Raw genomic sequence first — 23,556 nt, forward strand, 5'->3', positions numbered from 1 at the left:
GCCGGGCCCGCGCGTCGCGAGTATTTTCAGAGCAAGGTAGGACACGCCAATGGCCGCCATCGACGATCTGCCGCCGCTGCGCGAGGTCATCGCCACTCATGGGCTGCAGGCCAAGAAGGCGCTCGGGCAGAACTTCCTTCTCGATCTCAACCTGACCGCGCGCATCGCGCGGGCGGCGGGCGATCTCGCGGGATCGGACATCCTCGAGATCGGCCCCGGACCGGGCGGGCTGACGCGCGGGCTTCTGGCCGAAGGCGCGCGCCGCGTCCTCGCGATCGAGAAGGACCCGCGCTGCCTGCCCGCGCTGCAGGAGATCGCGGCGCGCTATCCGGGAAGGCTGCAACTCATCGAGGGCGACGCGCTCAAGATCGATCCGCTGGCGCATCTGACGCCGCCGATCCGGGTCGCCGCCAACCTGCCCTACAATGTCGGCACCGAGCTTCTGGTGCGCTGGCTGACGCCGCCCGAATGGCCGCCCTTCTGGGAAAGCCTGACGCTGATGTTCCAGCGCGAGGTGGCCGAGCGGATCGTCGCGGCGCCCGGCTCCAAGGCCTATGGCCGCCTCGCGATCCTCGCGCAGTGGCGCGCCAGCGCGCGGATCGTGCTCGACCTGCCGCCGCAGGCCTTCGTGCCCGCGCCCAAGGTCTCCTCGGCGGTGGTGCATCTCACCGCCCTGCCCGAGCCGCGCTTCCCGGCCGATCCGGCGGTGCTGAGCCGCGTCGTGGCGGCGGGCTTCAACCAGCGCCGCAAGATGCTGCGCGCCTCGCTCAAGGGCGTGGCACCGGGGATCGAGGAGCATCTGGCCGCCGCGGGTATTCCGCCGACCGAACGAGCCGAGCAGGTCGGTCTCGAAGCCTGGTGCGCGTTGGCCCGGTCGGTCAAGGCGGCGACTTAGCAGGCCTCACCTGACGACCCGACATGAAAAAGGCGGCACCCTCGGGGCGCCGCCTTCTTTCGATCCGGTCAAAGAGAGTGGCTTACTCGGCGGCTTCGGCCGCGCCGCCCTCGGCGGGCTTGTCGGCCGCTTTCTCGGCGCGCGGCTTGCGCGCGCGCGGCGCGGGCTTTTCGCCTTCGGGCGTGTCACGCTTCACCCGCGGCTTGCGGGTCCGCTTGGGCTTGTCGCCCTCGGGCTGCGCCTCGGCAGGCTGCGCGGGGATTTCGCGGCCCGTGTCCCGGCCACTGTCCCGGCCGGTGTCGCGATCTGCATCGCGGCCAGATTCCCGGCCGCCATCGCGGTTTTCGGGCGTCTCGACGAGGTCGCTCGTGGGCTCTTCATGACGGGCCTCGCGCTGCGGCTGCGTGTCGCGCTGGTTCTCGCGCTGGGGCTCGGACTGCGGTTGTGCCGCCTCCTCCTGCGCGCGCAGCCTTGCGGCCCGCTCGCGGTCGCGTTCGGCCTGACGGTCGCGCTCGGCCTGCCGCTCGCGGTTCTGGGCCTCGACCTCGTCGCGCTTGGCGTCGATTTCCTTTTGCGCCTCGGCCAACATTCTCAGGTAATGCTCGGCGTGCTGGGCAAAGTTCTCGGCGGCGACGCGGTCGCCCGACAGCTGCGCGTCGCGGTGCAGCTGCGTGTATTTCTCGATGATCTGCTGCGGCGTTCCGCGCACCTTGCCGTCCGGGCCCGAGCTGTCGAACACGCGGTTGACGATATTGCCACCCGAGGGACGGTTGTTGTTGCGGTTCTTGTTGCCGCGCGAGCGTGACTTCGATGATCTCATGTGATTCTTCGGTTCCGGCCTGGCTCAGGCGTTGCGCTTGTGCCCCGGTCTGCGCACGCGTGGCGCGCTGCTGCGACGTCGGGGCCTGCGATGATCTGGCAGCGTCTCGGGGCGGGAGGGCGCGCACGCCTTCCTCCGTCCGATGCCAAGGACTAACCATGCGCATGGCCCTTGGGCAAGCAGAAACTACGACAAACGCCCCGAAAGCAGGTTTTTCCGGGCCTAGAAACCCGATTGCGGCAATCCCAGCACGATCACCCGGTCGCGCCCGTCGAGATCGGGGATGAGGGCGATCGGCGCGAAGCCACGCGCCACGGCGAGGCTTCCCACCGCCTCGGCCTGCCCTACGCCCAGTTCCATCACCAGCCGTCCGCCGGGGGCCAGCACCTCGGTCGCCCCGTCGAGGATCGCGCGGTAGCATGACAGCCCGTCCGCCCCGTCGGTGAGCGCGCCCGCGGGCTCCCAATCGCGCACCTCGGGGGCGAGATCCGCCATCTCGGCGCGCGCGATATAGGGCGGGTTCGAGACCACGAGGTCGAACATCCCCTCGACCCGGCTCACCCAGTCGGAGACCGAGATATGCACGCGGTCCGCCAGCCCCAGCGCCTCGGCGTTCTCGCGCGCCACGGCGCAGGCGGCCTCCGAGACATCGACCCCGATGCCGCGCGCGTCGGGCATTTCCGCCAGCAAGGTCAGAAGGATGCAGCCCGAGCCCGTGCCGAGGTCGAGCACGTGGCCGAAGGGTTCGGACAGCGCCGCCTCGATCAGCGTCTCGGTTTCGGGGCGCGGATCGAGCACATCGCGCGTCACCTTGAAGCGGCGGCCATAAAAGGCGCGGCTGCCGGTCAGATGCGAGACCGGCTCGCGCGCGCAGCGCCGCTCGATCAACGCCTCGAAGACGGCGAGCTTTTCGCCGTCCACCGGTTCGGGCAGCACCAGCGTCAGCCGCCCCGGCTCCACCCCGAGGCTGTGCGAGAACAGCCGCCGCGCGTCGCGCCCCGGATCGGGCACACCCGCCTCGGCAAGCCTGCGCGTTGCCGCGACGAGCGCCGCCGCCCCGGTGAGCGGCCCTGACGGCAGCGGGCTCACGCCTCCATCTCCGCCAGAAGCGCCGCCTGCGCCTCGGCTGTCAACGCGTCGATGATCTCGTCGAGATCGCCGCCCATCACTGCGTCAAGCCGGTAGAGCGTCAGGTTGATGCGATGATCGGTCAGGCGGCCTTGCGGGAAGTTGTAGGTGCGGATGCGCTCGGACCGGTCGCCCGAACCGACCTGCGCCCGCCGATCGGCCGAGCGCGCGCCGTCGACCCGCATCCGCTCGGCATCGAAGAGCCGCGAGCGCAGCACCTCCATCGCCAGTTCACGGTTGCGGTGCTGGGACTTCTGGCTCGAGGTGACGACGATGCCGGAGGGGATATGCGTGATCCGCACCGCCGAATCCGTGGTGTTCACGTGCTGCCCGCCCGCGCCCGATGCGCGCATCGTGTCGATGCGGATGTCGTTCGGGTCGATCTTCACGTCCACGGCTTCGGCCTCAGGCAGCACGGCGACCGTCGCGGCCGAGGTGTGGATGCGCCCGCCGCTCTCGGTCTCGGGGACGCGCTGCACCCTGTGCACGCCGCTTTCGTATTTCAGCCGGGCAAAGACGCCTTCGCCCTCGACCCGCGCCACGACCTCCTTGATGCCGCCAAGCTCGGTGGCCTGCTCCTCGATGATCTCGAAGCGCCAGCCGCGCCCTTCCGAATAGCGTTGGTACATACGCAGCAGGTCGGCAGCAAAAAGCGCCGCCTCGTCGCCGCCCGTGCCGGGGCGGATCTCGATCATCGCGGGGCGCGCATCAGCCGCATCACGGGGCAGCAGCGCGAGGCGCAACGCCGTCTCGGCATCCTCCAGCCGCGCCTTCAGCCCCGGAAGCTCCTCCTCGGCGAGGTCGCGCATCTCGGGGTCGTCGCGCATCGCCTGCGCCTCGGCGATCTCGGCGGCGAGGCGCGCGTGCTCGGCGGCGGTTTCCACCACCGGCTTCAGCTCGGCATATTCCCGGCCCAGATCGGCGATCTCGGAGCCCGAGGCCCCGGACGACATCTTCGCCTCGATAAACTCGAAGCGGGCGGTGATCTGTTCGATCTTGTCCTGTGCGATCATGGATCACCCATCCTTCATAGCCCCTGACGCGTCAAGTGGGCGCTCCGCGCCGCGGCAACCGCTCTTCGAGCGCGGCCATCCACGTCTCGACGCGTTTGCGGTTCACGCCCATATCCGCGACGCCAAAGCGCTGACGCGCCCAGATCATCAGCGCGGCACCGCCCGCTTCCGGCACCGCCTTGACGCTGGTGTAATCCGGGAATCCCAGCCACGCCGAGCGGGTGACATAGGTCACGCGCCCTTCCGCCGGGCTTTCGAACAGGACCCGCGTGCGCGGCGTCCCGCGCGCGATCTCGTCAAAGGCCGAGAGCAGCGTCGCCGGATCGGTGTCGAAGATCGGCGGCGCGGCGTTGGCGGGGCCGGTGCGGACCAGCCAGCCGCCCTTGCGCGGCGCCTCGGGCACCCGTTCGACCTCCATCGGATCGACATGCCAGCGCGCGACATCCGATGGCGCGGCGCGGACCCAGACCAGCGGCGCGGCAAGGGAGGCCAAGGCCACGATAGAGATAATGTTCAAAAAATTCATATCGTTGCCTGCCATTCTTTATGTGAGGATCCGCCGTCGGCGCGCCAGTGTCAGCTGCGGGCGGCTGCGCCCGCTCGACCAGCCGCGCGAAGAAGGACGCGCCGTAAGGGGCCGTCTCGTCGTTGAAATCATATTCCGGGTGGTGCACGCCTACCGTCTCGCCATTGCCAAGAAAAAGATAGGCGCCGGGCCGGGCCTCCAGCATGAAGGAGAAGTCCTCGGCCCCCATGGCGCGCGGGCTGTCGGGATCGCTCGCCCGACCGACCTCGCCTGCGATCTCGGCCGCAAAGCCCGCGCGGTCCGCATCGTTCACCGTCGCCGGATAGCCGAGGTTGTAATCGAGATCCGCGCGCACGCCGTAGGCCATGGCCTGCCCCTCGCAGATCTCGTGCATCCGCCGCATCACCATTTTCTGCACACCCTTGTCGAAGCTGCGCACCGTGCCGTTGATCCATGCGGTCGCGGGGATCACGTTGTCGGCGCTTCCCGTATGGATCTGTGTGACCGAGATCACCAGATCCTGCCGCGCGTCGTGGTTGCGGCTGACGATGGTCTGGATCGCGGTGACGATGCCGCAGGCCGCGACCACCGGGTCGGCCGCATCCTGCGGCATCGCGCCGTGCCCGCCTTTGCCGGTCACGGTGATGGTGAAATCATCCACCGCCGCCATGATCGGCCCCGGCGCCGTGCGAAAATGCCCCACGGGCAGGCCCGGCTCGTTGTGCAGCGCATAGACCTCGCCGATGCCGAAGCGCTCCATCACGCCCTCCTCGACCATCACGCCCGCGCCGCCGCCACCCTCTTCGGCGGGCTGGAAGATCAGCGCGACGGTGCCCGCGAAATTGCGCGTCTCGGCAAGATACTTCGCCGCCCCGAGCAGCATGGTCGTGTGCCCGTCATGACCGCATGCATGCATCCGGCCTTTGTTGGCAGAGGCATGCGGCAGGCCCGTCTCCTCATCCATCGGCAGCGCGTCCATGTCGGCGCGCAGTCCGATCACCGGCCCGTCGCCGCGGCCCCGGATCAGCGCCACGATGCCCGAGGTGGCGATACCCTCGTGGATCTCGTCGACGCCGAAGTCGCGCAGCCGCTCCGCGATGAAGCCCGCCGTCTCGTGGCAGTCGAAGCCGATCTCGGGCGTGGCATGGAGCTTGCGCCGCCACGCCTTCATCTCTTCGGCGAAATCGGCGATGCGGTTGACGACGGGCATGGCTGGCGCTCCGGGCTTTGAAATCCTAGCCTTCGGCTTGCCACCGACAGGAGTCATCCGCAATGCCCCAGACCGAGCCCGAGATCCTCGAGACCGACCGTGACGCCGCCCGCGAAATCGCGCGCCTGTCCGCGATCATGCGGGCGCTGCGCGATCCCGATCACGGCTGCCCTTGGGATATCGAGCAGGATTTCGCCTCGATCACGCCCTACACCATCGAAGAGGCCTATGAGGTCGCCGATGCCATCGCGCGCGAGGATTGGCCCGAATTGCGCGGTGAGTTGGGCGACCTGTTGCTGCAATCGGTCTACCACGCGCAGATGGCGACCGAGGCCGGGTATTTCGACTTGGCCGGCGTGGCGCGCGCGATTTCGGACAAGATGATCGCCCGGCATCCGCATGTCTTTGGCGAGGAAAGCCGTGACCGTACCGCCCAAGAGCAGACGCAGGCCTGGGAGGCGATCAAGGCGGCGGAACGCGCGGGCAAATCCGAGACCGGCGTGCTCGACGGCGTGGCGCTCGGCCTGCCGGCACTGATGCGCGCGGCCAAGTTGCAAAAGCGCGCGGCGCGGGTTGGATTCGATTGGCCGCAGACGGCGCAGGTCCTCGACAAGCTGATCGAGGAGGCGCACGAGCTGGTCGAGGCCCGTGATACTTTAGGCGAAGACGAGATCGAGGCCGAGATGGGCGACCTGCTTTTCGTCATGGCCAATCTCGCGCGGCACATGGGCGTCGATCCCGAGGTGGCATTGCGCCGCTCGAACGACAAGTTCACACGCAGGTTCAAATACATAGAGCGTGAACTTCAGAAACGTGGCAAGCGGCCCGTGGAGAGCGACCTCGATGAAATGGATGCGCTGTGGAACGAGATCCGGGGAGCGGAAAAAACTGCCGACTGAAAAACTCGGGTATTGACCCTACCAATTTGCTCGGATTTAAGCGCCGCCAATCGCAACACGCAATTGGAGCGTCACATGACCCTTCGCCCCGTCCTGACCATCGCCGCAGCCCTCGCCGGCACCTCGGCCCTCGCCGACGTCAACGTCTACACGACTCGCCAGCCCGAGCTGATCCAGCCGGTGGTCGACGCCTTCACCGAAGAAACCGGCATCGCCGTCAACCTCGCCTTCGTGGAAGACGGCCTTGTCGAGCGTCTGCAGGCCGAAGGCCAGCGCTCGCCTGCCGATCTGGTGATGACCGTCGACATCGCGAACCTGAGCCAGATCGTCGACGCCGGCGTGACCCAGCCGGTCGAGAGCGACGTGCTGATGGAGGCCGTGCCCGCCAATCTGCGCGGCGAAAACGGCGAATGGTTCGGCGTCACCACCCGCGCCCGCATCGTCTATGCCAGCCAGGAGCGCGTGGCCGACGGCGAAATCACCACCTATGAGGATCTCGCCTCCGACAAATGGGAAGGCCGGATCTGCACCCGTTCGGGCCTGCACGACTACAACCTCGCCCTCGTCTCGGGGATCATCGCCCATCACGGCGAAGAATACGCCAAGGAATGGGCGCAGGGCGTGAAGGACAACCTCGCGCGCAAGCCCGAGGGCAACGACCGTGCGCAGGTCAAAGCGATCTGGGCCGGGGAGTGCGACATCTCGCTCGGCAACACCTACTACATGGGCAAGATGCTCGAGGATGAAGAGCAGACCGAGTGGGCCAACGCGGTGCGCATCACCTTCCCGGCCTTCGAGAACGGCGGCACCCACGTCAACGTCTCGGGCGTCGCGCTGACCCAATCGGCGCCGAACAAGGACGAGGCCGTGAAATTTATGGAGTTCCTCGTCTCGCCGCAGGCGCAGGAAGTCTACGCCGAAGCCAATTACGAGTATCCGGTGCTCGGAGGCGCCCAGGCCTCGGAGCTGGTGCAGGGATGGGGCGAGTTCACCGCCGACGACACGCCGCTGCCGACGCTGGCCGATCACCGTGCCGCGGCGCTGCGGATCATGGAAGAAGTGAACTTCGACGCTGATCGCCCCTCAAGCGAAAGAAAGGCCCGCCTTCATTCCGAAAGCGGGCCTTTTTCGTTCCATTACAGAGACTTGATCAATCAGGCCCCGGCCTTCTCCTCAAGCTCCAGCCACTCGGTCTCGGCGGCCTCCAATGCCGCCTGACGCTCGGTCATCGCCTCGGTCGCCTTGCGGAACTTCACCGGCTCGCGGGTGAACAACTCCGGATCGGCGAGCAGCTGTTCCAGCTTGGCGATCTCCTGACCCAGCCGGTCGATCACCCCGGGCAGTTCTTCGAGCCGATGTTTCTCGGTAAAGCTGAGGCTGGATTTCGCGGCCTCGGCTTTGGACTTGGGCGCGCTTGGGGCCGGTGCGCTGCCGCGCGGCGCGGGGGCGTGGCTCACGGGCTCGGGGGCGTCGTTGAAGGCTCGTTGGCTTTGGTAGTCGCTCCAGCCACCGGCATAGAGCACCGCCTTTCCGTCGCCTTCCATGGCGATGGTCGTGCTCGCCACCCGGTCGAGGAAATCGCGGTCGTGGCTCACCAGAAGCACGGTGCCGTCATAATCGCCCAAGAGATCCTGCAGCAAATCCAGCGTCTCGATGTCGAGATCGTTGGTCGGCTCGTCGAGCACCAGCACGTTCGCGGTCTGCGCCATGATCCGCGCCAGCAGGAGCCGCGCCTTCTCGCCCCCCGAGAGCGACTTCACCGGCGCGCGGGCCTGACCCTCGTCGAACAGGAAGTCCTTGAGATAGCCGATGACATGGCGCGGCGTGCCGCGCACCATCACCTGATCCGAACTGCCTGAGACCGCCATCAGCGGGTCGTTGGTCAGGCTGTCCCACAGCGTCGCCTCGGGATCGAGCCGGGCGCGGGCCTGGTCGAACACCGCGATCTCGAGATTGGTGCCATGCTTGACGCGGCCTTCATCGGGTTCAACTTCACCAAGCAACATCTTGATAAGCGTTGTTTTTCCAACGCCGTTCGGCCCGACGAAGGCGATCCGGTCGCCGCGCATCACGGTGAGGTCAAACCCCTCCACGATGCGCTTTCCGGCGTATTCTTTGCTCAGGCCGAAGGCCTCGATGACCTTCTTGCCCGAGGTCGGCCCCTCGCCAAGCGCCATGGCGGCGGTGCCTTGCCGGCGGATTTGGCCCGCCCGTTCGGCGCGCAGATCCTGCAGCGCCCGCACCCGGCCCTGGTTGCGCTTGCGCCGCGCCGAGATGCCCTCGACGGCCCAGCGGCCCTCCGACTTGATCTTGCGATCGAGCTTGTGGCGCGCCATGTCCTCGTCTTCCCAGACCTTGTCGCGCCAGGCCTCGAAGCCGTCGAAGCCGGTCTCCTGCCGCCGCACCGCGCCGCGGTCGATCCACTGCGTCGCGCGGGTCAGCGCCTTGAGAAAGGCGCGGTCGTGGCTGATCAGCACGAAGGCGGCGCGGGTCTGCTTCAGCTCGGCTTCGAGCCAGGCGATCGCCTCGATGTCGAGGTGGTTCGTGGGCTCGTCGAGCAGCATCAGCTCGGGCGCTCGGCCATCAGCCGCGCCAGCGCCGCGCGGCGCCGCTCGCCGCCCGAGGCGGTGGCGGGATCGCGCTCGGGATCGAACTTGAGCCCTTCGGCGGCCACGGCGAGTTTGTATTCCTCGCCCAGATCGAGGTTCTGCGCGGCCCAGTCGCCCAAGGTGGCGAAGCCCGCGAAATCGGGGTCCTGCTCCATGTAGCCCACCGTCGTGGCGGGCGGCACGGCGCGGATGCCGTGGTCGGGCTCCACGAGGCCCGCCATCACCTTCATCAAGGTGGACTTGCCTGATCCGTTGCGGCCGACGAGGGCGACCCGGTCGCCCTGTTGAACCGCGAGTGACAACCCGTCGAAGACGGGGTCGCCGCCAAAGGTGAGGGAAATGTCGGTGAGCTGAAGAAGGGGTGCGCGTGCCATGCCCGCCAGCTAGAGGGCGGCGCGCGGCTTATCAAGGGCCAAAGGCGAGAGCGCGCAGCGCCCGGGCCCGCACCGGCGGGATCGCGTCGAGATCGACCATGCACAGCACGTGCATCGTGTTCATGCGGCGGTCGATCACCGCGTGGTCGCCCACCACGCCGCCCATCCCGAGATAGCTGCGCAACAAGGGCGGCAGCGCCGCGCGCGCGACACGCGGATCGCCCGGCGACCCGGCAAGATCGCGCGTCTCTGCCGCCCGCCGTCCGGGCCGCAATTCGGGCGCGGCGCGGTGATGCGCGGCCAACCAGGCAAAGGCCGGGGCGTGCGGATCGGGGTCCGTACCGGGAAACGAGGCGCAGCCGAAGAGCATCGTCGCGTGCGTCTCGACCACCAGACGCGTCAGAACCGCAATCGCAAGGCGCAGCGCTTCGCCGTCGCGCGCCTCGGGCGCGATGCAGAACCGTCCGATCTCCATCGACCGCCCCGGCCAGCGTCCCAAGGCCGAAAGGTCATAGGCCTCGGCGCTCGCCGCCTGCGCCACGGCACCCGGATCGAACAGGCGCCAGCGAAACGCACAGAGCGCCCGGCCCTCCCCATCCTCGATCAGAACGTGGCGACAGGCGGCGTCGAACCCGTCGGCCTCGCTGACAGCCCCGCCCAGCGTCACGAAGCAGCGTTCGCGCAAGGCCAAAGCGCGCGCCAATGCCGCGCCTTCGGCCTCGCGTGCCACCATGCGCCCGCGCGACAGGATCACGCTCATGCGTGCCCCCGCTGGCAAGTCGGGCCTTGCTGACTACATAGGGAGACGAGACCACGGAGGATCTGATGGACAAGATCGACAAGACCGACGAGCAATGGCGGGCGGAGCTGTCCGACCTCGAATACAAGGTGATGCGCAAGCACGGCACCGAGCGCGCCTTCAGCCATGACGATTTCCCGAAAGAACCCGGCACTTTCGCCTGCAAAGGCTGCGGACGGCCGCTGTTCGAGAGCCGGACCAAGTTCGACAGCGGCACCGGCTGGCCCAGCTTCTACGCGCCGCTGACGCCCGAGGCGGTCGAGGAGCAGGTGGATCGCAGCTTCTTCATGAAGCGCACGGAGGTGCATTGCGCGGCCTGCGAATCGCATCTGGGACATGTCTTTCCCGACGGCCCCGCGCCCACCGGCCTGCGCTATTGCATGAACGGCGTAGCGCTTGAGTTCAAGCCGGCGACCTCGGACGAGAGCGCGGCCTGAGCCGCGGCTCATTCGTCGTTGATCAGCGCGCTCGGGTCGAAGTTGCCCGCCGCGCCCGCCAGTTGCCGCAGGAAGGCGCCGTTCTCGACGCTATCTTCGGTGACCCGGCGGGTCAGCGGCACGATGCGCCCGTCGCTGAGATCGAAGCGTTCGAGGTTCGACACCGCGCCCGCGGGCGAGAAGCTGATCGCCACGACTTCGCGGCTCACCTCCTCGGGGGCGAAGAAGCCGTAATGGCGAAACACCGAGCGCACGTAATAGAGGTCGTTCTCGCCGATCGCGCCCAAAGTGGTCGGCTGTCCGGCCTTCTGGATCACCGCCTCGCGGTTTTCGCCCAGGGAAATGGTGTCGAGCACCGCCTCGCCCGGCACATAGCCGTGGTAGCGCTCGGTCGGGCTGCAGGCCACGAGCCCCGCAAGCCCCGCGAGGGCTGCGCCGCGGCGAATGCCGCGGCCGATCCTGTCACGGCCGGTATCCATGCCCATCTGCGCCTGCCCCTGCTCTTGCCTCAAGCCTTTGCGGCTTCTAAAGCCGCTTACAACAACCCCATGCATCTCTTCAAGGAAGGAAGCGGACCATGCCCGAGGCGACCCCCCTGCCGCGACACGTGATCCGCCTCGGTGATCTGTCGCAGCGCCGCGATACCGAGACGCTGATCGAGCCCGACGCCCCGGCCCGCGCCGCCATCGCGGCGCGTCTGGAGATACGCGGCCTTCGCAAGCTGCGGTTTCGCGCGGTGCTGACCCCCGAGGACAATCGCGGCTGGCGGCTCGAAGGCGATCTGGGCGCGACCGTGGTGCAGGACTGCGTGGTGACACTCGAACCGGTGACGACGCGGATCGACGAAAAGGTGATCCGCCGTTACCTCGCCGACGTGACCGAACCCGAGGCCACGGAGGTCGAGATGTCCGAGGACGACACGATCGAGCCGCTGCCCTCGGCGCTCGACATCGCGTCGGTGATGATCGAGGCGCTGGCGCTGGCGCTTCCCGACTATCCGCGCGTCGAAGGCGCTGCCGCGGGCGACCACTCGGTGGCCGAGCCCGGCGCCGAACCGATCACCGATGAGGACGTGAAGCCCTTTGCCGGGCTCAAGGGGCTGCGCGACCGTCTCAAGGGGGACGAAGACGCCGCCGACTGATACGTTTCTCTTGCTTTTCGTCGCGACCGCAGTATTTTCGCGGCCTCTTTCCATTCCACGGCTCGACAGCCCGGTTCTTATCGCCTAAGAGCGGCCGGACGTCGCGGGATGGATCCCCTGACCGGGGCCGTGTGCCCACCCGCCAGCCGGGCCGGAAACGTTTTCCGCGCCCACTTAGACTAGAGCCAGATTCCTTCGAGGTTGTGACATGGCCGTTCCGCAGAACAAGATCTCCAAGTCGCGCCGCAACCAGCGTCGGGCCCATGACGGCCTGACCGGCGCGAACCCCAACGAATGCACCAATTGCGGGGAGCTCAAGCGCCCCCACCACGTCTGCCCCTCCTGCGGCAGCTATGCCGATCGCGAAGTGATCGCGCAGGCCGCCGAGACCGAGCTGGACGACGACGCGGCGTAAGCCCGTCGCCGGGCTTTGGCGCGGGACGGGCTCGACCCGGACCGCGCCGCCCCTCGGGGTCTTGCCCGGTTGTCTGTCGCATCGACACCGGCGCGCGCCTGAGATGACCGCGCCCAGAGCATCGGGGCCGCGATGACGGGCTTGTCCCAAGACCGATCCATCACGCTATCCGTCGACGCCATGGGCGGCGATCAGGGTCCGGCCGTCGTGGCCGCTGGCGTGAGCAAATTCCTTTCCTCCGACCCCGCCGCGCAGGTTCTCCTGCACGGTCAGCGCGAGATCCTCGAGCCGCTCTTCGCGGGCTCGGACGTCGCCGCACGGGTCAAGATCGTCCACGCCACCGGCGTCGTGGCGATGACAGACAAACCCAGCAACGTGATGCGCAGCGGCAAGGCCACCTCGATGTGGTCCGCGGTCGACGCGCTGCGCGATCGCCGCGCCGATGCCTGCGTGAGCTGCGGCAACACCGGCGCGCTGATGGCGGTGTCGATGATCCGGCTGCGCAAGGCCGAGGGCGTCAACCGGCCCGCCATCGCCTGCCTGTGGCCCTCGCGCAATCCCAACGGCTTCAACGTCATGCTCGATGTCGGTGCCGACATCCGCGCCGATCAGGACGACCTGCTCGCCTATGCGATGATGGGCGCCTCCTACGCGCGCAACGGCCTCGGGCTCAAGCGGCCGCGCGTCGGCCTGCTCAATGTCGGCACCGAGGAGCACAAGGGCCGGGCCGAGCTCAAGGTCGCCTCCGACATGATCGCCTCGGCCGCCGACAAGGGCGATTTCGACTATGTCGGCTTCGTCGAGGGCGGCGACATCCCCTCGGCCCGCGTCGACGTGATCGTCACCGACGGCTTCACCGGCAATGTCGCGCTCAAGACCGGCGAAGGCACCGCCACGCTGATCTCGGGGCTGCTGCGCGAGGCGTTCCTCTCCTCGATCGCCTCCAAGGTCGCGGCGCTCCTGACGCGCGGCGCATGGCCGGTCTCAAGTCGCGGATCGACCCGCGGCAGGTCAATGGCGGCGTGTTCCTCGGGCTGGGCGGCCTCGTGGTCAAGAGCCACGGCTCGGCCGACGCCACCGGCGTCTGCGCGGCGCTGAGCCTTGCTGCGCGGCTCGCGCGGTCCGATTTCTCCGAACGCCTGGCGCATCGCATCGCCGGCGTCTCGGCCCTGCATCAAGACACCCCGAAGGAGATCGAGGCATGACCATTCGCGCGGTCGTCAAGGGTGTCGGGCACTACCTGCCCGAACGGGTGATGCAGAACGCCGAGTTCGAGAGCTTCGTCGACACCTCCGACGAATGGATCCGCTCGCGCTCGGGCATCGAGCGGCGCCACATCGCCGCCGAAGGGCAGTCGACCTCCGATCTGGCCGCCCGCGCCGCCCGCGCGGCGCTCGCCGATGCCGGGATCGAGGCGGAAACGGTCGACGCGATCATCCTCGCCACCTCGACCCCCGACCTGACCTTTCCCTCCGCCGCGACCATGGTGCAGCGCGAGCTTGGCATGACGCATGGCTTCGCCTTCGACGTGCAGGCGGTCTGCGCCGGATTCGTCTATGCGCTCACCACCGCCAACGCGATGATCCTCACCGGTCAGGCGAAACGCGTGCTCGTGATCGGGGCCGAGACCTTCAGCCGCATCATCGACTGGACCGACCGCACCACCTGTGTGCTGTTCGGCGACGGCGCGGGCGCGCTGGTCCTCGAGGCGGCCGAGGGCGATGGCAGTTCCGCGGATCGCGGCATCCTTTCGGCTGATCTCAATTCGGACGGGCGCCACCGCGAGATTCTCTATGTCGATGGCGGCGTTTCGACCGGCACCACCGGCCATCTGCGCATGGAGGGACGCGAAGTCTTCCGCCACGCTGTCGAAAAGCTCGCCCAGACCGCGCATCTGTCGCTCGAAAAGGCCGGTCTCGGCCCCGAGGACATCGATTGGGTCGTGCCGCATCAGGCCAACATCCGCATCATCCAGGCCACGGCCAAGAAGCTCGGACTGTCGATGGATCGGGTCGTCGTGACGGTTCAGGATCACGGCAACACCTCGGCGGCCTCGATCCCGCTGGCCCTCTCGGTCGGACAGGCCCGCGGCCAGATCAAGCGCGACGATCTCGTCGTCACCGAGGCGATCGGCGGCGGGCTTGCCTGGGGCTCTCTCGTGCTGCGTTGGTGATCGGCGCGGCGTCGCTGCAACAGTGCCATCCATCCACTTGAGATTGACTTGAAATTGCCCCTGCCCTTAAGGTTGCGGAAGTTCAGGGAGATCAAAATGGCGGACAAGACTTTGACGCGGATGGATCTTGCCGAGGCCGTGCACGAAGAGGTGGGGCTGTCTCGCAATGACAGCGCCGAACTGGTCGAGACGGTGCTGGGTCACATCTCGGACGCGCTGGTGGCGGGCGAACAGGTCAAGATCAGCTCTTTCGGCACCTTCTCGGTGCGCGACAAGGCCGCGCGCATCGGCCGCAACCCCAAGACCGGGGAAGAGGTGCCGATCCACCCGCGCCGGGTGCTCACCTTCCGCTCTTCGCATCTGATGAAGGACAAGGTCGCTTCGGGCAACAAGGGCTGAGTCAGGTAAATGGCGAAATCGGCCCACGCCTTCCGCACCATCGGTGAGGTTTCGGAGGTGCTCGACACCCCGGCGCATGTGCTGCGATTCTGGGAGAGCAAGTTCGCGCAGGTGCGGCCGGTCAAACGGGCGGGCGGGCGGCGCTATTACCGGCCCGAGGATCTGGCGCTGCTGTGCGGGATCAAGGCGCTGCTGCATGATCAGGGCATGACCATCAAGGGCGTGCAGAAACTGTTGCGCGAAAAGGGCGCGCGCCATGTCGCCGATCACGGTCTGCCCGCCGCCGCGCCGCACCCCCCCCGCCCGCGCCTCGTCGCTGGCGCCGCGCCCGTCGAGGATGCGGTCCTCGTGCTCGATCGCGAGGAAGACCCGGCCCAAGGGGCCGCGACCGCCCTGCCCCGATCGCGCGCTGCCTCGCCGCTTGCGGCTGTTCTGTCCGCCGATCCGACTCATCTGGCGACGCGCGCGGCGCGGATCGCGCCGCTGCTGCGGCGTCTGGAATCCCTACGCCTGCGCATGATCGCCGCTCGTGATCGCCCGCTCTGAAAACCTGAAATTTTTTGCGCAAATCGGCTTGCTCCCGCCCGCCGTATGGGGCATTAGCAGCCTCAGTCGGGCTATAGCGCAGCCTGGTAGCGCGTCCGTCTGGGGGACGGAAGGTCGCAGGTTCGAGTCCTGCTAGCCCGACCATTTATGACCGCCCGCCGCCTCAAAGCGGCGGGCGTCGTCATGTCAGGAGGAGCCGACCGTGACCGGAGTTCTGCCCCGCCAGGGGATCGCCGCGCTGATCGAAACCGGTGCCATCTCGGCCTCCGAACCGATCGATCCCACCCAGATTCAGCCCGCCAGCCTCGATCTGCGGCTTGGCCGCATCGCCTACCGGGTGCGCGCCTCGTTCCTTACGGGCAATGGCCGCCGGGTCGCGGACCGGATCTCCGAATTCGAGATGCACCGCATCGATCTCGATGGCGGCGCGGTGCTCGAAAAGGGCTGCGTCTACGTGGTGCCGCTGATGGAGCGGCTGGCCCTGCCGGAGGGCATTCAGGCCGTCGCCAACGCCAAGAGCTCCACGGGGCGGCTAGACCTGCTGACGCGTCTCATCACCGATGGCGGCACCGAATTCGACCGGGTGGCCCCCGGCCATGACGGCCCGCTCTATGCCGAGATCTGCCCGCGCAGCTTCTCGGTGCTGGCCCGGCCGGGCATGAAGCTCAACCAGATCCGGTTTCGCGGGGGCCAAGCGGTGCTCGACGACGCGCAGCTTGCTGCGCTGCACGCCCAAGAGCCCCTGGTGACCGGCGAGGCGCTCATTTCCGAGGGGCTGGGCTTTTCGGTCGACCTGTCGCCCGAGCTTGCGGCCTGCGCGGGGTTTCGCGCCAAGCCGCATACCGGGGTGATCGATCTCGACCGCATCGACCATTACGACCCGGCCGAGTTCTGGGAGGTGGTCACGGCGGCACATGGCCGGATCATCCTCGACCCCGGCGCCTTCTATATCCTCGTCAGCCGCGAATCCGTCACCATCCCGCCCGCCTATGCCGCCGAAATGGCGCCCTACCTCGCCATGGCGGGGGAATTTCGGGTGCATTACGCCGGGTTCTTCGACCCCGGTTTCGGCTATGCCGAGGCGCGAGGTAAGGGATCGCGCGGGGTGCTCGAGGTGCGCTGCCACGAGGCGCCGTTCGTGCTCGAACATGGGCAGGTTGTGGGCCGACTGGTCTATGAGCGGATGGCCGAGACGCCCGACCGCCTTTATGGCGCCGGCATCGCTTCGAACTACCAGGGCCAGGGCCTCAAGCTTTCCAAGCAATTCCGAAGCCCCTGAGGCGTCTCAAGAGACCGTGTCGGCGGCGCGCCGGCGTCGAGGACCGGGCCGTGGTGCCCTGCCCTGGGCGGTGTTCGACTCCTCGCAGGGTGAGGCATCCGAGCCTGCTTCGAGGGTTGGCAAGCGCGGCTCGACCCGGTTGCGACCTGCGTTCTTGGCACGGTAGAGCGCGGCGTCGGCGCGCGAGATCGCCGCGTCGAGCGTCTCCTCGCCCGTCAACATCTCGGCGCAGCGATCGAAGCGGTGACCGGCATGGAGCCATCAGGCAGCGACAGTCTGTCCTCGAAGCAACGGCGCACCCGCTCGGCCAGCGCGATCGCCCCGGTCAGCCGCGTGGTGGTGAGGATCAGCAGGAATTCCTCCCCGCCCCAGCGCGCGGCAAGGTCCGACCGCCGCAGCCAGCGCGGCAGCAGATGTCCCACCTCGCACAGCAACCGGTCGCCTGCGGCATGGCCATAGCGATCATTCACCGATTTGAACCGGTCGATGTCGATCAGCACCACGGCGAGGCCGGTCCCCTCGCGCTGCGCGGCGGCGATCGCGCGGCTGGCAAAGACGTCGCAGGCCCAGCGGTTGGACAGCCCCGTCAGCGCATCCGTCACCGAAAGCCGCTCCAGCGTCGCCTGCTGCCGCTGACGGGTGTTTTCCGTGCCGGCCAGCATGGCGACGGTCGAGATCAGCCCCGCGATGGCCAGCACCAGCATCACGGTCGTGAACAGCGGCGCGGCGGTGATCCATTGGGCGGGGTGCAGTTGCAACAGCAGCAGCCCGCCGATCCAGAACCCGCTGAGCGCCAGAAGAAGCTGACGGCGCAGCAATCGCGAGACCGCGCTGTCGGAGAGCAGGAGACGCAGCGCCAGAGGATCGATGTGCCGCCCCACCGTGGCCAGCATCAGCAGCAGCGCGATCAACGTGGTGATGGGGGACATGCCGCCAAAGGCCGGGTGCAGCGCGTAGCTGTACGCGACGATCACCGTGCAGCATACGCCAAAGGCGGCGACGATGGCAGCCATGCCGAGGGCCGATCGGTGACCCAGCAGAATGGCGAGAGCGATCGCGGCGAAGGTGCCGAGAGAATTGAAGCCCATCGCGGTTTCCCCGCGAGGGGCCGAATCCCACGTGAACATCCCGAGCCATTGCCCCACCGGCATCGGGGTCTCGAGCCAGAGCAGTTCGATTCCGCGCAGCCCCAGAAGCGCCGCCGCCAGCGAGGCCAGGGCGAATTCGATCCTGCGGTTCGACGCGCACCGCCCCAGCGCCAGCAAAAGCGCGGTCAGCGCGGTCAGGGGATGGGTGCCGCCCCCCTCCTCCACCGGCAGATACAGCATGCGCAGGTCCAGCAGGTAGCCCGCCAAGGCTAGACAGCAGATCCCCGCCGCGGCGGCGGCGAAGCGAAAACGCAACCGCTCGAACCGGCGGATGATGCGAATCGCGCTTCGGACCTCGCCGAAATTGCGCGCCGAAAGCTGTCGGGCCGTATCGATGGTCATGGTCATGGTCCCGCTCTGGTCGCCGACGCATTGCGGAACGCAACGTTCATCGGTCTCAGGACAAGATGGGCCAATCTACTTAAAGCATCATTGACGAAGTCTCCGACCGGGGTCGGCCCTGCGCCGTCGACATGAGATCAGTCTCCGAAAAGACTGTCCTGCGCCTCGCCCTCATCTTCTTGCCCCCCCGCCTGTGGCGGCGGACGATTCTCGAGCAGGCCCGCCGCGCGCAATTCGCGCAGCCCCGGCAGGTCGCGGGCGCTCGACAGGCCGAAATGGTCGAGGAAGGCTTCGGTCACGACGAAAGTCACCGGCCGCCCCGGCGTCATCTTGCGCCGGCCGAGCCGGACCCAGCCCATCTCGACGAGCTGGTCGATGGTGCCGCGGCTCACCGATACGCCGCGGATCTCCTCGATTTCGGCGCGGGTGCAGGGCTGGTGATAGGCGATGATGGCGAGGGTTTCGGTCGCGGCCCGGCTGAGCTTGCGGGTCTCGATCGTGTGCCGTTCGAGCAGATGCCCCAGATCCGGCGCGGTGCGAAAGGCCCAAGCGTCGCCGACGCGGCACAGCTCGATGCCGCGCCCCTGATACTGCGCGCGCAGATCCTCGATCGCGCCGACCAGATCCGTGCCCTCCGGCAGGCGGCGCGCCATCTCGGCCGTCCCGAGCGGCTCGGCGCTGGCGAACAGCATCGCCTCGATCATCCGGGCGGCCTCGGCGCGCGGCGGCGCGTCGAATTGGGCGGGCTCGGGGCTTTGGGTCATGCGCGGTCCTTCCGGCGGATCTCGATGCGGGAGAAGCTCTCGTTCTGACGGATCTCGATGCGGCCTTCCTTGGCCAGTTCGAGCGAGGCCGCGAAGGTCGCGGCGGTGGCCGAGCGGCGGCGCTTGGGCGCCACGTGCCAGTCCTCGGGCAGATAGGCCAAGATGTCGGCCCAGTCGGCTGCGTCGCCCACGAGGCTGCGCAGCCGGTCGAGCGCCTGCTCCATCGTCATCAGGTCGCGCCGGTCCATCACGAAGGGGCGAAACTCGTCGCGGGTCTTCACGCGGGCATAGGCCTGCATGAGGTCGAACAGGCTGGCGTGATGCACGGCCGAGCGGTGCACGGTCACGGCCTCGATCGCGCCCCGCGCAAAGACGTCCCGTCCGAGCCGGGGCCGCGCCATCAGCGCCGTGGCCGCCTCGCGCATCGCCTGCAGGCGTTCGAGCTGGAACGCGAGATGGGCGGCGAGGTCCTCGCCCGACGGCTCGTCGCCTTTGGGATCTGGCGGCAGCAGCAGGCGCGACTTGAGAAAGGCCAGCCAGGCCGCCATCACGAGGTAATCGGCAGCCAGCTCGATCCGCAGCAGCCGCGCGCGTTCGACGAAGACGAGGTACTGCTCGGCCAGAGCGAGGATCGAGACCTGCCGCAGGTCGACCTTCTGGCTGCGCGACAGCACCAGGAGCAGGTCGAGCGGCCCCTCGAAGCCCTCAACGTCGACAATCAGCGCCTCGGCGTTGCGACGCTCCTCGACCGTGGCGCGCGCGGCCTCGATGTCCCGCCCGCCATCCATCAGGTGTCCTCGCCGGTGAGCGCGCCCAACTCGTCGCGCAGCGCCTCGATATCGGCAAGCTCTGGCATTCGGCGCTGCGCCAGCGCCGCCTCGGCGCGCCGTGCCGCATCCGGCCCCATCGCGCCGCAGGCCGCGACCACGGCCTCCATCTCGTCGCGCTCGCCATTGCAGTGCAGCACCACGTCGCAGCCCGCCGCGATGCTGGCGGCCGCGCGCGCGTCGATGTCGCCCGAAAGCGCCTCCATCGACAGATCGTCGGTCATCAAGAGCCCGTCGAAGCCGATCTCCTCGCGGATCATCCGCATCGCCCGCGCCGAGGTGGTCGCGGGCCGATCGCGATCGACGGCGTCGAGCACGATATGCGCCGTCATGCCCATCGCCATGTCATTGAGCGCCGCGAAGGGCGCGAAATCGCGGTCGCGCAGATCGTCGAGCGGCACCGAGACGCGGGGCAGCGCCTTGTGGCTGTCGACGCTGGCGCGGCCATAGCCGGGGATGTGCTTGAGCACCGGCAGCACGCCGCCCGCCAAAAGCCCCTCAGCGGCGGTGCGGGCCGCCGCGACGACGCCCTCGACCGTGTCGCCATAAAGACGGTTGCGCAGGATGTGATGGGTCTGCGGCTCCACCAGATCGGCCAGCGGCGCGCAGTTCACGTCGATGCCGACCTCGTGCAGATCCGCCGCGATGAGCCTGTGGCGCAGCCATTGCGCACGCAGCGGGTCGGAGGCGCGCCGCATCTGGTCGAGCGCGGGCAGATAGGCGTGCCAGTGCGGCGGTCGCATCCGCTGCACCCGCCCCCCCTCCTGATCGATCAGGATCGGCGCGTCGCGGCCCACCGCGTCCCGCAGATCGCCCGTCAGTCGGCGCAGCTGGTCCGGCGTATCGATGTTGCGCGCGAACAGGATATAACCCCAAGGGTCGGCGTCGCGGAAGAACGCGGCCTCGTCCGGGCCGAGCCGCAGCCTTCGGGCCCGAGGATCGCGGCGGCGGTCATCGCACCACCACGGGAATGCAGGCGGCGTCCTCGGCGACCAGCGCCGAGCAGAAACGCCGCGCCTCGGCGAGATCGGCAAAACCGGTGGCGCGCAGTCGGAAGAAGGTGCGCCCGCCGCTCACCGCCTCCTGCACCAGCCGGTCGTGGCCCGACATCAGCTCGCCGAAGCGGCCCGCGAGGCGCGCCCATTCCTGCCCGGCCACCTCGGGGCTCTCGAAGGCGCCGAGCTGCACGAGGCTGGTGCCGGGCGCGATGTCCCCTGTGCTGACCGCCACGGGGGCGATCTGCGGCTCGGGCGCGGGGGCTGCGGCGGCGGCCATGGCGGTGGCGGGGCGCAGCGCGCTGGGGCGCAGCGCCGGGCGCGCGGGCGCGCCTGACCCAGAGGGGGCCAGCGCCGGGTCGGCGGCGGCGATCACAGAAGGGTCGGGTCCGGCGATGGTGCCCGGCTCGGGCGGCTCCACCGCGCCCAGCGGCGCGGCTCCCGCCGCGAGGCTGTCGGCCAGCGCCGCCACGTCGTCGACCGACATCGGCTTGGTGGGGTCGAACGCTGGCGGCGCTTGCACGAGATCCTCGCCCGCGCGCAGCTCGTCCGCCTCGGCGGTGGGCTGCACCAGCAGGTCGTCTTCGGTGAGGCCCGGCGGCTGCGGCGCCAGAACCAGCCGCTCCTCGGGGCCCGCCGCCTCGCCCATCGCGGCGATGTCGTTCACCGCGAGCCCCTTGTGCAGCGCGATCTCGCCGCCCGGCTCCTTGGGGGCGGCGCGCATCGGGCCCTGCATGGCACGCACCACCGGGATGCCCGTGACGTCACGCATCCACAGCTTGTAGCCCCAGACACCGATGCCCAACACGAGGGCCAGCGACACGATGGCCCCCGCATAGCGGAACATCAGCGCCATCCCGGCCGCCAGTCGGCCGGGGCCCTGTGGATCGCTCGGTTGTGCCATTCCCAGCCTCTCTGCCGCCCCTTGTCGCGGGGCCACCTCCCCCGTCATGCCCGCCATGCGCCGAAAGACGCGCTCAGCGCATCTCCTCGACCGGGGTGACGCCAAGGATACCAAGCCCTTCCCCGATCACAACGCCGACCGCGCGGGCGAGCGAAATCTTGCCCTGCGTCGTGGCCGCGTCGCCCTCCTGCACGAAGCGCAGGCCCGGCTCGTCATTGCCGCGGTTCCACAGCGCGTGCAGCGCCGAGGCGAGGTCGTAGAGATAGAAGGCGACGCGGTGCGGCTCGTGGCCCTTGGCGGCGATCTCCACCAGACGCGGCCATTCGGCGAGGGCGCGCATCAGCGAAAGCTCCGCCTCGTGGTCGAGCTTCGACAGATCGGCCTCGGCCAGCGTCGCGTCATCGACCGCGATGCCCATGGCGTCGGCCTTGCGCAGCACCGAGTTGATGCGCGCATTGGCGTATTGCACGTAGAAGACGGGGTTCTCGCGGCTCTGCTCCAGCACCTTGTCGAAGTCGAAATCGAGCGGCGCGTCGTTCTTGCGGGTCAGCATGTGGAACCGCACCGCGTCCGCGCCGACCTGATCGACCAGATCGCGCAGCGTCACGAAGTTGCCGGCGCGCTTCGACATCTTGAACGGCTCGCCGTTCTTCCACAGCTTCACCAGCTGGATCAGCTTGACGTCGAGCGGCACCTTTCCTTCCGAAAGCGCCGAGACGGCGGCCTTCATCCGCTTGACGTAGCCGCCGTGGTCGGCGCCGAACACGTCGATGAGCTGGGTGAAGCCGCGGCTCACCTTGTCGTGGTGATAGGCGATGTCGGGCGCGAAATAGGTCCACGCGCCATCCGACTTCATGATCGGCCGGTCGACGTCGTCGCCATGCGCGGTGGAGCGGAACAGCGTCTGCTCGCGCGGCTCCCAATCCTCGGGCGTCTTGCCCTTGGGCGGCTCAAGCGTGCCGCGATAGATCAGGCCCTTGTCATCGAGCGTCTTGATCGCGTCCTCGATCCGGCCGGTGCCGTAAAGCGCCTTTTCCGAAAAGAACACGTCCATGGTGACGCCCAGCGCCGCGAGGTCGGCGCGGATCATCTCCATCATCGCCTCGGTGGCGATTTCACGCGCCTCCTCGAGCCAATCTTCCTCGGGGCTGTTGAGCTTGCCCTCGCCCCAGATCTCCCTGAGCTTCTCGCCCACCGGCACGAGATAGTCGCCCGGATAGAGCCCCTCGCCGATCTCGGGCGTCATGCCGCAGGCTCGCGGTAGCGCTCGAAGGAGGAGCGCGCCAGCACGTCGACCTGCGCGCCGCCGTCATTGACGTAGTATTCCTTGGTCACGTCGTGGCCCGCGTAATCCAGCAGCCGCGCCAGCGCGTCGCCGAACACCGCGCCGCGGGCATGGCCCACATGCATCGGCCCCGTGGGGTTGGCCGAGACGTATTCGACGTTGACCTTCTCGCCCTGCCCCATGGTCGAGCGGCCGAAGCCCTCTTGGGTCAGCGCGGCCCGCACGATGCCCTGCCACAGGCTCGGCGCGAGGCGGAGATTGATGAAGCCCGGCCCCGCCACCTCGGCGCTCTCGATGCGGTCGTCGGCGCCGAGCCGCTCGGCCAGATCCTCGGCGATGTCGCGCGGCTTCTTGCCCGCGGGCTTGGCCAGCACCATCGCGGCATTGGTTGCCATGTCCCCATGCGCCGCGTCGCGCGGCGGCTCCACCGTCACGGCGCCGGTCTGCATCCCTTGGGGGATCGCACCGTCGCGTGCCATCGCGTCCAGCGTGTCGAGCACAAGGGCCCGGATATCGGTGAAGAGGTTCATGCGCAGTCCTTTCGGCCAGTCGTGCCGCGAGATCGGCCCGCGACCCTTTACCATGCGGTGCCGCGCGTCAACGCGCGGCACCGCCCGGACCGGTTCGA

The 23,556-nt window shown here is 68.5% G+C and carries 24 protein-coding genes, 1 tRNA gene and 3 pseudogenes; 12 read left to right on the top strand and 16 right to left on the bottom strand.

Annotation, left to right across the window (positions count from 1 at the left end):
* The first annotated feature begins 49 nt into the window (after positions 1-49).
* Complete coding sequence (gene rsmA / locus MBELCI_RS04595) at positions 50-895, top strand: 16S rRNA (adenine(1518)-N(6)/adenine(1519)-N(6))-dimethyltransferase RsmA (RefSeq protein WP_021692988.1); 846 nt, start codon at positions 50-52, stop codon at positions 893-895.
* 82 nt (positions 896-977) lie between these two features.
* Here the strand turns inward: rsmA and MBELCI_RS04600 are convergent, their stop codons facing one another.
* The 5 genes and pseudogenes from MBELCI_RS04600 to MBELCI_RS04620 form a co-directional block, all read right to left on the bottom strand.
* Positions 978-1,715, bottom strand: a complete 738-nt coding sequence (locus tag MBELCI_RS04600) for a DUF4167 domain-containing protein (RefSeq protein WP_021692989.1) — start codon at positions 1,713-1,715, stop codon at positions 978-980.
* A gap of 222 nt (positions 1,716-1,937) precedes the next feature.
* Entirely contained in the window at positions 1,938-2,804 is an 867-nt protein-coding gene (gene prmC / locus MBELCI_RS04605; protein ID WP_021692990.1) for a peptide chain release factor N(5)-glutamine methyltransferase, read from the bottom strand.
* A complete protein-coding gene (gene prfA, locus MBELCI_RS04610) occupies positions 2,801-3,856 on the bottom strand; it encodes a peptide chain release factor 1 (RefSeq protein WP_021692991.1) in 1,056 nt (351 codons plus the stop codon). The genes prmC and prfA overlap by 4 nt, the downstream gene beginning before the upstream one ends.
* Before the next feature lie 31 nt (positions 3,857-3,887).
* A complete protein-coding gene (locus MBELCI_RS04615; RefSeq protein ID WP_052512676.1) occupies positions 3,888-4,259 on the bottom strand; it encodes a DUF1499 domain-containing protein in 372 nt (123 codons plus the stop codon).
* A gap of 184 nt (positions 4,260-4,443) precedes the next feature.
* Positions 4,444-5,592, bottom strand: a pseudogene (locus MBELCI_RS04620) (M20 aminoacylase family protein); the annotation flags it as partial.
* A gap of 62 nt (positions 5,593-5,654) precedes the next feature.
* Here MBELCI_RS04620 and mazG point away from each other — a divergent pair.
* Positions 5,655-6,491 (top strand): nucleoside triphosphate pyrophosphohydrolase, encoded by an 837-nt coding sequence (mazG, locus tag MBELCI_RS04625; protein ID WP_021692994.1) that lies wholly within the window; start codon positions 5,655-5,657, stop codon positions 6,489-6,491.
* 75 nt (positions 6,492-6,566) lie between these two features.
* Positions 6,567-7,709, top strand: coding sequence for a Fe(3+) ABC transporter substrate-binding protein (locus MBELCI_RS04630; protein WP_235047565.1), 1,143 nt, complete (start codon positions 6,567-6,569; stop codon positions 7,707-7,709).
* Here the strand turns inward: MBELCI_RS04630 and MBELCI_RS04635 are convergent.
* From MBELCI_RS04635 to MBELCI_RS04640, 3 genes are read right to left on the bottom strand one after another with little or no spacing between them, the layout of a single operon-like run.
* Positions 7,646-9,055, bottom strand: a complete 1,410-nt coding sequence (locus MBELCI_RS04635) for an ATP-binding cassette domain-containing protein (RefSeq protein WP_021692995.1) — start codon at positions 9,053-9,055, stop codon at positions 7,646-7,648. The two genes, MBELCI_RS04630 and MBELCI_RS04635, sit on opposite strands and share 64 nt — an antisense overlap.
* Entirely contained in the window at positions 9,055-9,474 is a 420-nt protein-coding gene (locus tag MBELCI_RS22900) for an ATP-binding cassette domain-containing protein (protein WP_021692996.1), read from the bottom strand. Before MBELCI_RS22900 ends, MBELCI_RS04635 begins: the two co-directional genes overlap by 1 nt.
* Before the next feature lie 31 nt (positions 9,475-9,505).
* Positions 9,506-10,234: a GNAT family N-acetyltransferase gene (locus tag MBELCI_RS04640; RefSeq protein ID WP_021692997.1), complete on the bottom strand. Its 729-nt coding sequence runs from the start codon at positions 10,232-10,234 to the stop codon at positions 9,506-9,508.
* Positions 10,235-10,299: 65 nt separating this feature from the next.
* Between MBELCI_RS04640 and msrB the strand changes: the two genes are divergently transcribed.
* A complete protein-coding gene (gene msrB, locus MBELCI_RS04645) occupies positions 10,300-10,710 on the top strand; it encodes a peptide-methionine (R)-S-oxide reductase MsrB (RefSeq protein WP_021692998.1) in 411 nt (136 codons plus the stop codon).
* A gap of 8 nt (positions 10,711-10,718) precedes the next feature.
* Here the strand turns inward: msrB and bamE are convergent, their stop codons facing one another.
* The gene (bamE, locus tag MBELCI_RS04650) at positions 10,719-11,195 is read right to left on the bottom strand and encodes an outer membrane protein assembly factor BamE domain-containing protein (protein ID WP_021692999.1); all 477 of its coding nucleotides are present in this window, start codon (positions 11,193-11,195) and stop codon (positions 10,719-10,721) included.
* Between the two features lie 92 nt (positions 11,196-11,287).
* Here bamE and MBELCI_RS04655 point away from each other — a divergent pair, with 92 nt between their 5' ends.
* From MBELCI_RS04655 to MBELCI_RS04690, 8 genes and pseudogenes are all read left to right on the top strand, one after another.
* Positions 11,288-11,851 (top strand): YceD family protein, encoded by a 564-nt coding sequence (locus tag MBELCI_RS04655; RefSeq protein ID WP_021693000.1) that lies wholly within the window; start codon positions 11,288-11,290, stop codon positions 11,849-11,851.
* Positions 11,852-12,059: 208 nt separating this feature from the next.
* On the top strand, positions 12,060-12,266 hold the full coding sequence (gene rpmF, locus MBELCI_RS04660; RefSeq protein ID WP_021693001.1) for a 50S ribosomal protein L32: 207 nt from the start codon (positions 12,060-12,062) through the stop codon (positions 12,264-12,266).
* Positions 12,267-12,398: 132 nt separating this feature from the next.
* Positions 12,399-13,471 (top strand): annotated as a pseudogene (gene plsX, locus MBELCI_RS04665) (phosphate acyltransferase PlsX).
* Positions 13,468-14,439, top strand: coding sequence for a beta-ketoacyl-ACP synthase III (locus tag MBELCI_RS04670; protein WP_021693003.1), 972 nt, complete (start codon positions 13,468-13,470; stop codon positions 14,437-14,439). The pseudogene plsX and the gene MBELCI_RS04670 overlap by 4 nt, the downstream one beginning before the upstream one ends.
* A gap of 96 nt (positions 14,440-14,535) precedes the next feature.
* The gene (gene ihfA / locus MBELCI_RS04675; RefSeq protein WP_021693004.1) at positions 14,536-14,838 is read left to right on the top strand and encodes an integration host factor subunit alpha; all 303 of its coding nucleotides are present in this window, start codon (positions 14,536-14,538) and stop codon (positions 14,836-14,838) included.
* Between the two features lie 9 nt (positions 14,839-14,847).
* The gene (locus MBELCI_RS21465) at positions 14,848-15,384 is read left to right on the top strand and encodes a MerR family transcriptional regulator (protein ID WP_021693005.1); all 537 of its coding nucleotides are present in this window, start codon (positions 14,848-14,850) and stop codon (positions 15,382-15,384) included.
* Positions 15,385-15,451: 67 nt separating this feature from the next.
* Positions 15,452-15,528: transfer RNA gene (locus MBELCI_RS04685), tRNA-Pro, on the top strand.
* 58 nt (positions 15,529-15,586) lie between these two features.
* Positions 15,587-16,663, top strand: a complete 1,077-nt coding sequence (locus MBELCI_RS04690) for a 2'-deoxycytidine 5'-triphosphate deaminase (protein WP_021693006.1) — start codon at positions 15,587-15,589, stop codon at positions 16,661-16,663.
* A gap of 6 nt (positions 16,664-16,669) precedes the next feature.
* Here MBELCI_RS04690 and MBELCI_RS19165 read toward each other — a convergent pair whose 3' ends face one another.
* The 7 genes and pseudogenes from MBELCI_RS19165 to argS all read right to left on the bottom strand — a co-directional run bounded on the left by MBELCI_RS19165 (position 16,670) and on the right by argS (position 23,458).
* Complete coding sequence (locus tag MBELCI_RS19165) at positions 16,670-16,885, bottom strand: hypothetical protein (protein WP_021693007.1); 216 nt, start codon at positions 16,883-16,885, stop codon at positions 16,670-16,672.
* The gene (locus MBELCI_RS19170; RefSeq protein ID WP_021693008.1) at positions 16,879-18,159 is read right to left on the bottom strand and encodes a GGDEF domain-containing protein; all 1,281 of its coding nucleotides are present in this window, start codon (positions 18,157-18,159) and stop codon (positions 16,879-16,881) included. The genes MBELCI_RS19165 and MBELCI_RS19170 overlap by 7 nt, the downstream gene beginning before the upstream one ends.
* 131 nt (positions 18,160-18,290) lie before the next feature.
* A complete protein-coding gene (gene scpB, locus MBELCI_RS04700; RefSeq protein ID WP_021693009.1) occupies positions 18,291-18,917 on the bottom strand; it encodes an SMC-Scp complex subunit ScpB in 627 nt (208 codons plus the stop codon).
* Positions 18,914-19,705 carry a segregation and condensation protein A gene (locus tag MBELCI_RS04705; RefSeq protein ID WP_045319706.1) on the bottom strand — a complete coding sequence of 264 codons (792 nt, stop codon included), beginning with the start codon at positions 19,703-19,705 and terminating at the stop codon, positions 18,914-18,916. Before MBELCI_RS04705 ends, scpB begins: the two co-directional genes overlap by 4 nt.
* Complete coding sequence (locus tag MBELCI_RS04710) at positions 19,705-20,778, bottom strand: glycoside hydrolase family 3 N-terminal domain-containing protein (RefSeq protein ID WP_369385355.1); 1,074 nt, start codon at positions 20,776-20,778, stop codon at positions 19,705-19,707. The genes MBELCI_RS04705 and MBELCI_RS04710 overlap by 1 nt, the downstream gene beginning before the upstream one ends.
* Positions 20,696-21,643: an SPOR domain-containing protein gene (locus MBELCI_RS04715; RefSeq protein WP_052512677.1), complete on the bottom strand. Its 948-nt coding sequence runs from the start codon at positions 21,641-21,643 to the stop codon at positions 20,696-20,698. Before MBELCI_RS04715 ends, MBELCI_RS04710 begins: the two co-directional genes overlap by 83 nt.
* A gap of 73 nt (positions 21,644-21,716) precedes the next feature.
* A pseudogene (gene argS, locus MBELCI_RS04720) lies at positions 21,717-23,458 on the bottom strand (arginine--tRNA ligase).
* Positions 23,459-23,556: the final 98 nt, after the last annotated feature.

It is taken from the genome of Limimaricola cinnabarinus LL-001 (genome assembly GCF_000466965.1).
Lineage (GTDB): Bacteria > Pseudomonadota > Alphaproteobacteria > Rhodobacterales > Rhodobacteraceae > Limimaricola > Limimaricola cinnabarinus.

Excerpts from the sequence above, each read along its gene's own strand:
- rsmA (WP_021692988.1), top strand. The coding sequence starts at position 50 with ATGGCCGCCATCGACGATCTGCCGCCGCTGCGCGAGGTCATCGCCACT.
- MBELCI_RS04600 (WP_021692989.1), bottom strand. The coding sequence starts at position 1,715 with ATGAGATCATCGAAGTCACGCTCGCGCGGCAACAAGAACCGCAACAAC.
- prfA (WP_021692991.1), bottom strand. The coding sequence starts at position 3,856 with ATGATCGCACAGGACAAGATCGAACAGATCACCGCCCGCTTCGAGTTT.
- mazG (WP_021692994.1), top strand. The coding sequence starts at position 5,655 with ATGCCCCAGACCGAGCCCGAGATCCTCGAGACCGACCGTGACGCCGCC.
- MBELCI_RS04630 (WP_235047565.1), top strand. The coding sequence starts at position 6,567 with ATGACCCTTCGCCCCGTCCTGACCATCGCCGCAGCCCTCGCCGGCACC.
- MBELCI_RS04635 (WP_021692995.1), bottom strand. The coding sequence starts at position 9,055 with ATGCTGCTCGACGAGCCCACGAACCACCTCGACATCGAGGCGATCGCC.
- MBELCI_RS22900 (WP_021692996.1), bottom strand. The coding sequence starts at position 9,474 with ATGGCACGCGCACCCCTTCTTCAGCTCACCGACATTTCCCTCACCTTT.
- MBELCI_RS04640 (WP_021692997.1), bottom strand. The coding sequence starts at position 10,234 with ATGAGCGTGATCCTGTCGCGCGGGCGCATGGTGGCACGCGAGGCCGAA.
- msrB (WP_021692998.1), top strand. The coding sequence starts at position 10,300 with ATGGACAAGATCGACAAGACCGACGAGCAATGGCGGGCGGAGCTGTCC.
- bamE (WP_021692999.1), bottom strand. The coding sequence starts at position 11,195 with ATGGGCATGGATACCGGCCGTGACAGGATCGGCCGCGGCATTCGCCGC.
- MBELCI_RS04655 (WP_021693000.1), top strand. The coding sequence starts at position 11,288 with ATGCCCGAGGCGACCCCCCTGCCGCGACACGTGATCCGCCTCGGTGAT.
- rpmF (WP_021693001.1), top strand. The coding sequence starts at position 12,060 with ATGGCCGTTCCGCAGAACAAGATCTCCAAGTCGCGCCGCAACCAGCGT.
- MBELCI_RS04670 (WP_021693003.1), top strand. The coding sequence starts at position 13,468 with ATGACCATTCGCGCGGTCGTCAAGGGTGTCGGGCACTACCTGCCCGAA.
- ihfA (WP_021693004.1), top strand. The coding sequence starts at position 14,536 with ATGGCGGACAAGACTTTGACGCGGATGGATCTTGCCGAGGCCGTGCAC.
- MBELCI_RS21465 (WP_021693005.1), top strand. The coding sequence starts at position 14,848 with ATGGCGAAATCGGCCCACGCCTTCCGCACCATCGGTGAGGTTTCGGAG.
- MBELCI_RS19165 (WP_021693007.1), bottom strand. The coding sequence starts at position 16,885 with ATGTTGACGGGCGAGGAGACGCTCGACGCGGCGATCTCGCGCGCCGAC.
- MBELCI_RS19170 (WP_021693008.1), bottom strand. The coding sequence starts at position 18,159 with ATGACCATGACCATCGATACGGCCCGACAGCTTTCGGCGCGCAATTTC.
- scpB (WP_021693009.1), bottom strand. The coding sequence starts at position 18,917 with ATGACCCAAAGCCCCGAGCCCGCCCAATTCGACGCGCCGCCGCGCGCC.
- MBELCI_RS04705 (WP_045319706.1), bottom strand. The coding sequence starts at position 19,705 with ATGGATGGCGGGCGGGACATCGAGGCCGCGCGCGCCACGGTCGAGGAG.
- MBELCI_RS04715 (WP_052512677.1), bottom strand. The coding sequence starts at position 21,643 with ATGGCACAACCGAGCGATCCACAGGGCCCCGGCCGACTGGCGGCCGGG.